This window comes from Ekhidna lutea (assembly GCF_900188325.1).
Lineage (GTDB): Bacteria > Bacteroidota > Bacteroidia > Cytophagales > Cyclobacteriaceae > Ekhidna > Ekhidna lutea.
On sequence record NZ_FZPD01000002.1, the window covers coordinates 668,753 to 682,306 of the forward strand.

Below are 13,554 nucleotides of genomic sequence, written 5' to 3' on the forward strand. Positions count from 1 at the left end.
AGTTTAAGTTAGTTATTGAATGATTCAAGATAATTGTTTTCCACCATTATTCATCACGCCATCAGTGTCGATTTATTGAAAAATATTGTTTGGCGTTTCCTGGATAAAGAATCTGATACTAACCTTGCAATAACATTTATCTTAATTGTTTGATTATTTTTAGTCTAACAAAACCCTTGTAAACACACTTTTTTGACTGTTGTGAAAAAACCATTCATTCGAGCAAGCAATCTAATCTTGATTATAGAGGTACTCGTTTTCCTTGGGTTTTTAGCGTTTATTATTCTCAACAGGTACTTTCAATTTGTTTCCTAAGTGTTTCAGGTAAAAGAACAAGATAAGAGGAACGCCCAGCCATTGTATTGAGAAAACGCCTAGTGACACCAGACCTTTGGCTTCTACACCACCGGAGCTAATTAACAATTGATCGCCAAAACCGCCTTGAGAAAACACAACCAGTTGTACTAAATTCCAACCAAGGTGCAAAGCAATTGGCAAATACAGTGAGCCCGTTTTTGCAAATGCATGCGCAAACATGAATCCCCATGTTCCTGTTAGCAGAAACACGAAAATCATCTGAATAGGACTGCCAATAATTCCATAGGAGAACCAATGGTATATCCCGAAAGACACGGCGGATATCAAACATGATTTTTGAACACCAATTCTCTTAATCAAAATGAATAATAGTATTCCTCGAAAAATCAGCTCCTCAAAAAGCACGGACTTGACCATATACCAGGTGCTTCCTAACCCCTCCATTAAACCATAAGTAGGATTTAGCCTCCATTCGGTCGATGTGACAGTTGTTTGGATTTGAAAATAAACCACACACATCAAGCTGGAAATCAAGAATCCACTAACGAATTGAATCAGTCTCTGCTTAGTAGGCAATAGACCAAGCGCATTCAAATTTTTACTTTCCAGCCAGTATAAAAGTGCCCATGAAATGACGAGTTGAATAATGATTCCGAGCATAGTCGGCAAGATGTTTAAAAATTGAACATCATACCCTTCCGGCTGAAAAAATATTCTCTTAAATCAAATAGATTTGCCGGATGGCAGAAGCGCAGGCAGATTACCTTGATCAACTCAATCCCCCACAAAAAGAAGGTGTAGTAAATGTAGAAGGACCATGCATGATTATAGCAGGTGCAGGATCCGGGAAAACACGTGTACTCACCTACCGGATCGCTCACTTGATTCGGGCACATAATGTCGATCCATTTAATATCATGGCGCTGACCTTTACCAACAAAGCTGCTCGTGAGATGCAAAAGCGGATTGAGCAAATGGTGGGGAATGATGCGAAAAATCTCTTCATGGGTACTTTTCACTCGGTTTTTGCCAGAATATTAAGAGCCGAAGCAAGCAGCATTGGCTACCCCAGCAACTTCACCATTTATGATACTGATGACTCCAAATCTTTAATCAAATTGATCGTAAAGGAATTTAACCTGGACGACAAGGTGTACAAGCCCAATATCGTTTACAATCGCATTTCGAGTGCTAAAAACCGATTGGTCTCCTGGCGGGAATACCAAAACAACCCAATCTACCTGGAAGACGACAACCAAAATATGCGTCCGGAGATGGGGCGCATTTACAAAGCGTATTCGGAGCGATGTTTTGCTGCTGATGCCATGGACTTTGACGATCTATTATTTAATACAAACATTCTTTTCCAGGAGCATCCGGATGTGCTGAACAAATACCAGCAGCGCTTTCATTATGTGATGATTGACGAGTTTCAGGATACGAATATCTCCCAGTACCTGATTGCTAAAAGGCTGGCAGCCGTTAGACAAAACATCTGTGTGGTAGGTGATGACGCACAGAGTATCTATGCATTCCGTGGTGCCGACATCCAAAACATTCTGAATTTTGAGCGGGATTATCCCGACCTCAAAACCATCCGTCTTGAACAGAATTATCGATCTACCAAGACGATCGTAAATGCCGCCAACTCTGTCATTGGAAAGAACACGGCGCAGCTGAAAAAGAATGTATGGACCACCAATCAGGATGGAGACCTGATTGAGCTAATCAAAGCAACCTCTGATAACGAAGAAGGACAGTTGGTTGCCTCTGCGATCTTCGAAACTCGCATGCAGCAGCATGTACCTGAGAAAGACTTTGCCATTCTATACCGAACGAACAGCCAGTCGCGGGCAATGGAAGAAGCACTGAGAAGAAAGAACATCAAGTACCGAATCGTTGGTGGACTTTCATTCTACCAACGTAAAGAAATCAAAGACCTCCTTGCCTACTTCCGATATACCGTCAATCCGAATGACGAAACGGCGATGCGACGAATCATTAACCTGCCAAAAAGAGGAATCGGGCCGGGTACCATTGATAAAATGGTGGTTGCTGCAAGTGAAGAAGGAAAGCCGCTTTGGGACATCATGGAAAAAGCTACATCCTATGTAGGCAACCGAGGTGGCACACAAGTGGAAAACTTTACTACACTCATCAAGTCCTTTCGTCTTACGAACGAAAAGAAAGATGCATACGATACTGCTTCGCAGATTGCCAAGACTTCCGGCTTATTGAAGGAGCTGTATGAGGATAAGACCATAGAGGGGATGAATCGGTATGAAAATACGCAGGAGCTCCTTAATGCCATCAAAGAATTTACCGACAACCCGGAAAGAGAAGACAAAAGCCTGGGTGCTTTTCTACAGGATGTGGCGCTACTGACCGACGAAGATCGAAATCAGAAATCAGAAGATGTGGTCACATTGATGACCATCCACATGGCCAAAGGTCTTGAGTTTCCATATGTCTTTATTGTGGGACTGGAAGAAGAGCTCTTCCCTTCTCAAATGATGCTGAGCAGCCGGGCTGACCTGGAAGAAGAGCGCCGTTTGTTTTATGTAGCCATCACGCGTGCTGAAAAGAAACTATTCCTGAGTTATGCACTCAATCGCTATCGCTTTGGACGGCTGAAAAACTGTGAACCAAGTAGATTCCTGGAGGAAGTAGAACCTCAATTCATCAAAGTGAATCGAAAGTTCTCGTCCAAAGACCCTGTCTCACCCGGAGTGAATTATGTGACGAAAAACTTTGTCTCAAACATTAAAAAAGAGAATACAACCAAGCGTTTTGCTGCGAAGGTCAATCACACCCCAAGCGCTGATTTTGAACCAAGCGATACCACTAACCTGGCTGAAGGCATGAAGGTGGAGCACCCGAAGTTTGGCTTTGGACTAGTAGTCAACATTGATGAGCAGGGGTCTAATAAAAAAGCAAAAGTGGAATTTGAAAAAGCAGGTGAAAAGACGCTTTTGCTAAGCTTCGCGAAGCTCCGCATCGTGGATTAACTACACTTTGTTCAACATATTTAAAACCTGACCTTAATTTAATTCTACCTGATTTTAGTTACCCTGCTTGGAAGCTGTATCCTCAAACACATATTCCCTAAGTTCAGAATTATATTTCAAAAATCCTTTTACTGTAAACTTTGAGGTGGTTTCGTTTTCATTTTCCGCTGTATAAGTACGAACTTTTTCTTTCACCTTCACAACTATATCATTATAGCCATTGGATTGGGAATCACCGATTATTAAGATTGACTCTTGGCTTTTAAAGGTTCCACTATCCCATCCGATATTTTCACCACGCTCACTTAATACTTGAAATTCATTTAAAATATTCGTTAGTTCACCTCCTGAAAATTCGTACAAGTTTATGGTCTCCGAACTATATGGATTCACCCGAGAACTTCCCGAATAACTAAGTCTAAGCCCAAATGCTCTACTATTTTCCTTTACCATATAAGGAGCTGTATCAATTTCAACATTTGTAAGCCTCAATGCATCAGTGTAGATGCTGTTGTCTTCTTTTAGTATTCCGAGTAGTGTGTTGTTATTCTCAACCACTAGAACATTAATGTTAAATTCAGTATACTCATCTCCTTGCTCCTTGATAGTCAACATTGCGTATATGATAGAGTTTTCAAGGAAAGGCACTTCTTTTGAAATAGAAAACGCTTGAGAAACAGAATCTGATGATATGTTCAGAAATTTAGTTGCAGCTTCAACCGGGGTTAAAATAGATGTGTTCTGGGCCTGAATTGAATAAGAAATGATACACATTGAGAAAAGTAATAAAGCTCTAAATTTCATAGATCATATGATATAATATAACGGTACTAATTTTCTGTCAAATTTAATGAGTTATTATATTCGTTCAATGCACTCAATAATTCTTCTTCTGACTATAAATCAAATGCTACCAAAAATTATTTTTCTCGCGCTTTCAAGCCTAATCAACATCAACAATTCATTCCAGGGTCAATGGGTATGGGTTGAAAATAGTTCTTCTAAATCATTTAATTTAGAACTGACAGTCATCGAAACAAATATCACAGGTCAGCACTGTGTCATAGCAATGAATGGAAATAGAATTGACTGTATAGATTCTACTATCGATGATTCTGTCAGTATCAATGGAGTCACCTCAGGAAATAAGGCTACTATCACCTTTAAAAGTAGCTATTCCAATGAAATCGGTGAGGCCGAGTTAACCCTATTGAGTAATGGAGATTTAAAATGGTTTATTACAAAAGAGCCAACAGAGCAGGTCTATTTTCCAAAGAATGCCATTATGAAAAAGAAGTAACGTTTTCACTTTATCCCATTCTTTCAATAATTCTTTACAGGCTGTCTAAGCATATTATTATAGTTTCGCGAAACTCCGTATCGTGGATTAATGTTTAGAACAATCATTCGATTTCAAATCAAGATTTATGAAAGAAGATAACGTGCTGTCGTTCATTAAGGAAGTAGTTAATAACACTCCGTCTGACTGGTTAAACCTCACCACCCACCGACTGGATATTTACAATGAAGAACTGGCTAAAACAGAGTTTTTAGAAAAGTTTGAAGAACTATTTGAAGCTAATAATGCTGAGACAGCAGCCTTAAGTGAGTTGCCCACTGCCTATGACTACATCCGATTGGGTCATCCGTTATCGACTGTATTAGAATGGGCGATCGCCAAAGTAAATAACCTCCAGCCAGCACAGGTTATCAGTTTTTCTTCACGTACCGTTCCTATTTTAGCTGTACTCAGAAAAAACCTATTCAATAAGAAAAACACCCGAATCATTTACACGGACGATTTACCAAAATCGTTTGATGCTGACCTGATAAAACGTGTGTATGGATACCATTTCGATTTAAAGAAAATAGATAGCGTCGATGAGCTTTCAGCGTTTGATGGAAGTACTGTTTTGGTTTCGCAACAAGCGCACATCGGGCAGGTAGACCTCCACCCTTCTATAGATTTTTATATCCATGATCATGCAAACCTCGGAAGTATCCTATTGGTCAATGGATCAAAAAACCAGGACTATATCTCTAAAATTCAGCATGTAAGAAGACGTGAGACCATAGCCATGACACCTATCAACTGCTTTTCTGCGCTAAAACAATTGATTGGTGAGGAGCAGGTTAATAATTCTAATAGTGATGTTGCAGCAAACAAGGCACAAGTGATAGCCACCATTAAGGAGATAACCGCTTCAGATACTAATGCGTTGGTCGGTTCCAGCGGGCTGTCCATTCAATATGCTATCATGATGGGACTCATTGACGATGCACTAGAGCAGCATCCCGGAAAAGACATCAAATTCATTGTGCCACCAAACTGCTACGGTGGTACCAACGATCAGGCTCGGCGTGTAGCCGCATGCGTGGCTAATGTAGAGGTCTTAGACTTGCACGTAGATGGGAATCATGACATGGTGCAAAGCATTGATCGGGTACTGGATCAGGTAGCAAAAGAGGATGCTGTTCCGTATATCATTGCAGAGATTCCTACCAACCCACGGGTGGAAGTTCCGGACCTTGATAAGCTAAAGACTGTATTAAGTACTACTCGTAAAACGACTGAAGGTAAGGATGCCATTGATCCTGTCTTCATTCTGGATCAAACCTTCTGTCCTAACGTTCAGTTTTTAAAGGAGAATGGAATACTATCAACGATCAGATCCATTTCCTATGTGAGCGGATCGAAGTTTCCCAGTGGAGGGAAATGCACAGCAGGCTACTGCGTAGCAAACAAAGAAGCAGAAGGCCTGATGGAAAAAATAGACAAGCATCTGAAACTTTGTGATAACGAAGCGACCGATCTTCAGCTGGAAATTCTAGCCGAGCAGATGCCTTCCATGAATCAACGGATTGTGGATGCGTATAAAAACACGCGCGAATTCGTCAACTTCATCAAGGATACGTTACCGGCAGCTAAAATCAATTTCGTTTCAGAGGAGCTTGCTGAAGAAGGGTTTACTCCTTCTGTCTTTTCATTAGACCTTCCCACGAAAGGAGCTACCAATGAAGAAAGAGAGGCTCATAAGCGAGCATTGAATAACAAGTTGATCACCATGATGATCACAGAAATTCCAAACGACAGCAAGTATTGTGTGAGCTACGGACAGCTAAAAGGTTGCTACTGGACCATCCCGGCAACCTCCACACAGGGCACGACCAAAGAATCAGACAAGGATTACATAGCTCGGGTGTCTGTCTCACCAGACTTAGATCTGGATCTGCATAAGAAGGTGTTTGCGGATTTCGTGGGGCAGATGTGAGTTTCCATTAGAGCTTTACGCTTAAACGAGTTGCTCTCTTTTTCTATAAAACGATATATTTGAAATAGGCCCTTTGACATAAAGAAGTGTGTGTTATACCCGTGTATAATTGCCTGCAAATGCTTATCTGCCGCTCTGCCTTTGCCGGCAGGCAGGCAAAACCTGATATGCTTTCTAATCTTCTGCTCGGTGGAAGTTATTATTCTTCATAGCGCAGTGGACATTTAATACTTTGAATACACCGGCAGATTCACTAATTTCATTGTAATTAATTTAGCTAGAAGGCCACAGCGCCATGTCTGGGCGTTGTACTTAATTAATCAAAATAATATAATTATGAAAAGGTTAACGCTTGTTTCCATCACCATTTTATATTCCATGCTATCTCACTCCCAGTCATTGACAAAAGAGAAATGCTATGATATAATTTATAATTCAATTAAGAATAGAAAAATACAAATTGAAGATGTTAATATCACAACCAATGATAGTAAAGAGTTTCTGTATACATATGGAGATAATAAACTAGTTTACAAGAATGGGGTTGCTTATCAATACTACGAATCAACTGAAACTTTTGTTAAAGCAAAAGTTGATTTTTTCTTAGTGCACCCAATATTCGAAATTTTGCAGATTGAATATTTCACAAAAGGAACCCTGGGAGATGGATACATTCAATTTTACACTGAATATTTAAATGATGAGTTTAATGAAATGAAATGGACTCTACACTTTAATGAGTCTAATGATCTTGTATCAATCGAATCATATCAGGTACAATATGAAACTAATAACAAGATTGATTTAAGCATTGTCGATAGGAAGGTTTTTCAAATAGCGGAATATCAACCTGAATCCCTCCCAAACTATAATAATATTCGAGTTGTGAGTACAACCAGCTCAAATCTCAAAGAAGCATCTTTACCTTCTGATATTACTGAAGTTGATCAACTTGTTCAAAAAAAATCACAAATAAACTATTAATATCGTTCAGGCACTTACGAATGGTATGGAGGAAGTAATTCTAATTGGGATGCTTCTAAAGGAATTACGAGATGTGGAAAAGTGAGAATTCGAATTACTGGGGAAACAATCAACTTTGAAATTATTGAAAACTGTGGGTTAGCGGGTGTTGCATATAATGAAGAAGAAAGCCAATTGTACCAATATTTTTCTAAGTTATTTTATCCTTACAACATGGCCACCAGAAAGAGAACCAATCTATACTTCTCAGGCACTAATGAAACTAATATAGGTTTTGCTCATTTCAGTTACGGAATTGGATTTAAATACGGAGATTTTAAAGAAATTAAACTAGAAGAAATAGATAGGAATACTCTAAAACTTGTCGATCAGAATGTAGGAGAATTTATTTTTAAAAGGTTATAGCAGATAGTTGTATCTAATCTATCAGATAGATTGAAGAAGAGCTACCTAATGCAAACACCAAATGAATATGCGCACAGAGTTTTTTGATACAGTCATGAAAAATAAAAGCTTTTGTCCTCTTAGGAACTGTAACGCATACTCATTTTAGTTTGACGTTAGAAATAACCTCTCCAAACCACTTAAAAAGATATAATAAATCTCACCCCCCAGCGAGTTCTAGCAACTTTTCATACTCAGCTATCCTATCTACGTCACCCAGGCGCTTAGAGATTGTGAGTAATGCCTCTATTATATCCTTGGAGAATGGATCGTCATATCGTGCTATCTCATAGTGTATCAAAGCAGCTTCATAATACGCCTTAGCTCGCTGCATGACAGTGACATTGGTGGTGTTATCAAAAATGATGTCTCCTGCCTGTTTATTCGTTTGTCCTAAATAGAGATCTATCATTGAGGATACTTCCAACTCTTTGGCTCGCTCCAAATATTGTATTCGTTTGTCAAGCAGACTGGTCCTTTCATCAATCCCATCTGCCTTCTTTTCCAGCTTTAGGTAGTTTTCTGCTTCGTCCAAAAGGAAACGATTGAGTTTCACAAAAGCATCCTTAACATGTGGCTCCCAGCTATTGTCTAGCTCCGTGGCTTTAATTAAATCCTCATGCGCCTGATGAACCGGGTTTTCTTCTGCATAATTCCCTTTAGAATCCTCCGCTCTTTTGAGCCAGATCATTCCCCTGTAATAGTAGATTTTTGCCTTTGAAGATTCAGTAAGCATGTCCTGAATGTCAATGGCGTTATTAAAATCCACCATCGCCTCTTCATACTCCTCCTTAGCAAAATGTTGTATGCCGGAATCGACGTAACTTTGAGAATAAATGCAGTGCGCCGTTGTAAGAAATATTACAAGTGCAATGAGCTTCATCATGTATTTTTGACGGTGTTATCTACTAATAATACTATTTATACGTGGAGTGTAACCATAAAAGACGGATTGTGTAGTGAATGTCTAAGAAAGATCCAATTATATTACCTGAAAAGTACTATTTAGACTACTTTAATTATGTCCTCTCATTTGTTGAGCAACAGTATAAGCACGTTCTGGATCAACCGGAATATCTTTTTTATCAGGCTTTCAGAGATTTATCAGAGCAAGCTCAATGTCTCTATTTGCGATTTTCAAATCGACGAGGTGATTTCTTTCGAATAAGTAAGATTTCATATGCTGAAATCCCGGATGTCCAGGATACAAAAGAGGAGCTAATGCATCAGGGATTCATCCGTATCAATGAAAGTCCAGATCCAAGGCAATTTCAACTTTTCACAAAACAAGAGCTTTTGAAGCAGTTTGATTTTCTTGATAGAAATCAAAAGAAAGAGGAAATCCTACTGGAGTTAAGCGAAGCTGATGTGCCAACGCTACACGAGTCTGATGAAATAGCTGAAGTGTTGAAAAACGAAGAAGTAGACTTCATTAAGTTACTATTCTTTGGTCATCGAGGTGGGCGAATGACGGATTTTGTTGTGAGGGATGTTGGTAATGTGAAAATTGAAAAGCTTGATGAAACCAAGTTTAAACCATGGTTCCAATCCAGAGAAGAGGCGCTTTCGGTGATGCATATATCTCAGCTTAAGCGGATGATTTATGAAATCCAACAGGCAAACCTTCCACTTGAAGATTACCTGGAGGAGATGCCCTGGGATACCTGGCTCTCCTACCCTCGTTCCGCCAAGTCAGCAGAAAAGTTGCTTCTCAAAATTGCCTATTATTTCGAGCAGGTTCAGTTGTGGGAAAAGGCCTTGGAATATTATTCATTCACTGATAAGCCCCCGGCACGCGAGCGAAAGGTCCGACTTCTTGAAAAACTTGACGCAAAGGAAGGCGCAATAGCCCTTGCTAATGAAATGCTGGAGGATCCAAGGAATGCTACGGAATACACGTTTGCCTACGATTTCCTAAATAGAAAAGGTGTCCGCATTAACCGCAGTATGACAGAACGTCTTAAAAATGCACCGCTGATCAGCATATCAAGACCAACGGGTAAAGTAGAAGATGCTGTTCTGGATTACTTCATTGAAAATGGATGGGACGGTATGCATTCAGAGAACTTTCTATGGAGAGGGCTTTTTGGCTTGTCGTTCTGGTCAGTCATCTTCGATGAAAGTCATGGCTCATTTCACCACCCGCTTCAACGGCAACCTTCCGATTTGAATGATACTGTTTTTTTTGAATCCAGACAGGAGCTACTCAATGATCAATTGAATAAGTTTAGGACCAGAAAGCAGTTCATTAATCATATTAAAAGGATTCACGATGAAAAGTATGGAATAGCCAATCGCTTTGTCTACTGGCATGAATCCTTACTTCCCACACTTGAGGTGATGATCGAAAAACTACCGCTTAAAGGATTGAAAACGGTATTGCTTGAAATGTCTAAAATCATGAAAGAAAACAGTGCCGGGTTTCCAGACCTCTTTCTTTGGAAAGATGATGACTATCAATTCTACGAAGTAAAATCTCCGAATGATCAGCTATCTGCACAGCAGCTATTTTGGCTGGACTTTCTGGACTCTGCAAAAATCAAAGTAGAAGTCCTGAGGGTCAACTATTCAGAATGACTAATTTCGGGATCAGTAAATTTTAAACGTATGCATAGCCTCTGGGAAAAACAATCATTTCTTTCACCTGATGTGGTCATAGTAGGTGCCGGCATTACTGGACTATCCGCTGCTGCCACGTTGAAGGAGCTGTCTCCCGACATGAAAGTCACTGTTCTTGAACGAGGCGTGCTGCCTACAGGTGCCAGTACAAAAAATGCCGGATTTGCCTGTTTTGGTAGTGTGTCAGAATTGCTAAATGATATCGATACGCTTGGTCCTGAAGGCATGGTCAATCTGGTGGAAAAAAGGTGGGATGGTTTGCAGAAAACCTGCCAACGGCTGGGGAGAAGCGCAATAGACATTCAAGTCAAAAGTGGGTATGAACTGATTCTTGAAGAGGGTTCCGGGATTGTAGAAAAAATTGATAATGTCAATCAACTGCTCAACCCTTTCTTCCAGGAAGATGTGTTTAAGCTTTCTGATGCTAAAATCGATTCGTTTGGACTTGGGCAAACACATCACCTAATTGAGAACCATCTGGAAGGACAGTTGGATACCGGGAGATTGATTGCAACACTGTGGAAATACTGCGCTGAATTAGGCGTGCAGATTCATACAGGATGTAAAGTAGATAATATCATAGAAGAAGAAAATGGTGTTTCTATCTTATGCGGCAATGTCAAATTCCTTGCTGAAAAAGTGGGCGTATGTACGAACGCCTTTACCAGCAAGCTCCTTAAGGAGGAACTAGATATTGCACCAGGGCGAGGGATCGTCATGAGTATCGTACCTGACAAATCACTTCCGTTTGAAGGCACCTTCCACTATGAAGAAGGATACTATTATTTCAGAGACTACTACGGAAAATTGCTCTTTGGTGGCGGGCGAAATCTGGCTTTGAAGGAAGAGGAAACCACCGAATTTGGAGTCAATAAAAAGATCAGGGAAAAGCTCCTTCTGGATATTGAAAATATCATTTTACCCAACCAGTCTTATGAAATAGAAATGGAATGGACTGGAATCATGGCCTTCGGACAAAACAAAGCGCCTATCGTCCAAAAGGTATCTGATCGAATAGCTATTGGCGTTCGGCTTGGAGGAATGGGTGTTGCGATAGGTAGTCTAGTGGGTGAAGAGGTGGCGGAGTTGATCGTTAACAGCTAAACCGTCAGCTTAACAAAAAATGTACTCCCCTTGCCCATTTCCGACTCAACCCAAACTTCACCACCCAGGTCATTTACATATTTTTTTACAATAGACAATCCAAGTCCAGTTGAAGACTCTCCGGCAGTAGGCTTGGCGCTCAGCTTTTGAAATCTGTTGAAAAGCTTTTTCTTGTCATCATCAGAAAAGCCCGGTCCTTCATCTGATACCATAAAAAGTGCACTATCATATTCGCATTCTGATTTTAAGGATACACATGTTCCCGATTGCGAAAACTTTACTGCGTTCGATACCAGATTTTCCAGCACCAACAACAAGAGAAGGTGATCGGTACGAATCATGTTATGTTCCTCACAAAATTCTACCGTTAGATCAATATCTTTCTGAGCGGCAATAGGTCGGTAGCGCTGTGACACATCTTTCATAATCGTACGAATGTCCACACGTTCATGAAGCACTTTAACTCTATTTTCCTCAAGGCCATCCACATCCAGAATTTTAGTCACCATTTGGTTAATACGTTCAGCACTTATTGTTACCTGATTGAGCATTTTTTGCTCCTGTTCGGTAATATCTTGGTTGACGTTCTTGTTGACGATTTCAGTGATCATAATGATTTGACTTAAAGGAGATCTTATATCATGAGCAAGGATTCTAACGAGGTTGTTTTTTTCCTCATTCAATGCTACTAGCTGAGCATTCCTGTTGATCAATTGTTCATTCTTTAGGTGAATATCTGTTTGCTGCTCTTCTATCTGTTCTTTTTGTCCCATCAGCAACCGTGTAGACTTGTAGTTTTTATAAAGCAAGTAGCCAATAACGAACAATAACACCGAAAGTACTGAAGTACTTATTATTAATATCTTTCTTACAGCCAGTTCTTCTTCCAATTTCAAATTTGCATTTCTAATCAAGGCAAGCTGCATTTCCTTTTCTTTTGTTAGAATAGAGGTGCCTAATTCTTCTATTCCATGGAGATTGTCTACGAATTCAAACAACTCCTCTCCGAGGTATTTTGATATGATATCTGAAATTGCTTGCTGTGATTGCGGATCAGCTAAAAAGTCATCGAGATAATCCTTCCAAATACTATTATCCGGAAGTATAAAAGCATAGCCTTGTCCAATAGTCGTGAAAAAATTTTGACGAACTACCTCACCACCATTCTGTATTCTCATTAAATATATTGGTAAATCAATAAAACCAAATCGATCGGGTTCGCCCATAATTCCATCCAGTATGTTTTGATCGCTGTTTATATAGATAGTTTTTAAACTAACACCAGTCTCCTCTTCTAAATCATTCAATAAGGTTTCATATTTTGTTCCCTTGATGGTCACAGCATCTAAATTCCTTACCATTTCCAGCTTTTCCTCAATTGTTTGAACAATAGGGGTACCCGCACTTGAAACCAGGACTGTGACATCCGGCAGGTATGAAATGGTAAATTGAGCATATTCCTGACGCTCTGCCGTGATTGAAAGTGCAGACGCTCCTGCAATCGTAGCATCTCCATTTTTCATACTGGATAAAACGCCAGAAAAATCAGGTGCTTTGGAAAATGTTATTTGAATGTTTTTCCCATTTTTCTGCTGCATGTAATCCCTAAATAATTCAAACATTTCCTTTTCAATACCAGTTACAGTACCGTTCTCATCTTCATAAATGAAAGGGAAAGAGGTGAACCAGATTACTTTTAATTCACGGTTATTTTGGACGGGTTTGTTCAGTCCGAAAACACTATTGCATAAAGTGCATGCAAATAAAATGATGGCGAAAAGGCGGTGCATACATAAATATGGACA

At 39.8% G+C, this 13,554-nt stretch carries 11 protein-coding genes; 7 read left to right on the top strand and 4 right to left on the bottom strand.

From position 1 onward, the window contains the following. Positions 1-270: 270 nt before the first annotated feature. Positions 271-978, bottom strand: a complete 708-nt coding sequence (locus CHB71_RS06780) for a CPBP family intramembrane glutamic endopeptidase (RefSeq protein ID WP_089356138.1) — start codon at positions 976-978, stop codon at positions 271-273. An 80-nt stretch (positions 979-1,058) separates the two neighbouring features. Between CHB71_RS06780 and CHB71_RS06785 the strand changes: the two genes are divergently transcribed. After that, positions 1,059-3,326, top strand: a complete 2,268-nt coding sequence (locus CHB71_RS06785; protein WP_089356139.1) for an ATP-dependent helicase — start codon at positions 1,059-1,061, stop codon at positions 3,324-3,326. Between the two features lie 54 nt (positions 3,327-3,380). Here the strand turns inward: CHB71_RS06785 and CHB71_RS06790 are convergent, their stop codons facing one another. Further along, positions 3,381-4,130 carry a PA3715 family protein gene (locus CHB71_RS06790; protein ID WP_144017347.1) on the bottom strand — a complete coding sequence of 250 codons (750 nt, stop codon included), beginning with the start codon at positions 4,128-4,130 and terminating at the stop codon, positions 3,381-3,383. Between the two features lie 103 nt (positions 4,131-4,233). On the opposite strand from CHB71_RS06790, the gene CHB71_RS06795 reads away from it, so the two are divergent. From CHB71_RS06795 to CHB71_RS06810, 4 genes are all read left to right on the top strand, one after another. Beyond that, positions 4,234-4,626 carry a hypothetical protein gene (locus CHB71_RS06795; protein ID WP_144017348.1) on the top strand — a complete coding sequence of 131 codons (393 nt, stop codon included), beginning with the start codon at positions 4,234-4,236 and terminating at the stop codon, positions 4,624-4,626. Between the two features lie 127 nt (positions 4,627-4,753). Further along, positions 4,754-6,598 carry a PLP-dependent aminotransferase family protein gene (locus CHB71_RS06800; protein ID WP_089356142.1) on the top strand — a complete coding sequence of 615 codons (1,845 nt, stop codon included), beginning with the start codon at positions 4,754-4,756 and terminating at the stop codon, positions 6,596-6,598. Between the two features lie 336 nt (positions 6,599-6,934). Beyond that, complete coding sequence (locus CHB71_RS06805; RefSeq protein ID WP_089356143.1) at positions 6,935-7,582, top strand: hypothetical protein; 648 nt, start codon at positions 6,935-6,937, stop codon at positions 7,580-7,582. Positions 7,583-7,663: 81 nt separating this feature from the next. Then, positions 7,664-7,987, top strand: a complete 324-nt coding sequence (locus CHB71_RS06810) for a hypothetical protein (protein WP_089356144.1) — start codon at positions 7,664-7,666, stop codon at positions 7,985-7,987. A 199-nt stretch (positions 7,988-8,186) separates the two neighbouring features. On the opposite strand, the gene CHB71_RS06815 is transcribed toward CHB71_RS06810, so the two are convergent. Beyond that, positions 8,187-8,912 (bottom strand): tetratricopeptide repeat protein, encoded by a 726-nt coding sequence (locus CHB71_RS06815; RefSeq protein ID WP_089356145.1) that lies wholly within the window; start codon positions 8,910-8,912, stop codon positions 8,187-8,189. Between the two features lie 77 nt (positions 8,913-8,989). Here CHB71_RS06815 and CHB71_RS06820 point away from each other — a divergent pair, with 77 nt between their 5' ends. Together CHB71_RS06820 and CHB71_RS06825 are read left to right on the top strand one after the other, a co-directional pair. Further along, on the top strand, positions 8,990-10,603 hold the full coding sequence (locus tag CHB71_RS06820; protein WP_089356146.1) for a VRR-NUC domain-containing protein: 1,614 nt from the start codon (positions 8,990-8,992) through the stop codon (positions 10,601-10,603). Between the two features lie 30 nt (positions 10,604-10,633). Further along, positions 10,634-11,749, top strand: a complete 1,116-nt coding sequence (locus CHB71_RS06825) for an NAD(P)/FAD-dependent oxidoreductase (protein ID WP_089356147.1) — start codon at positions 10,634-10,636, stop codon at positions 11,747-11,749. Here CHB71_RS06825 and CHB71_RS06830 read toward each other — a convergent pair. After that, on the bottom strand, positions 11,746-13,539 hold the full coding sequence (locus CHB71_RS06830) for an ATP-binding protein (RefSeq protein WP_089356148.1): 1,794 nt from the start codon (positions 13,537-13,539) through the stop codon (positions 11,746-11,748). The genes CHB71_RS06825 and CHB71_RS06830 overlap by 4 nt on opposite strands. Between the last annotated feature and the right edge of the window lie 15 nt (positions 13,540-13,554).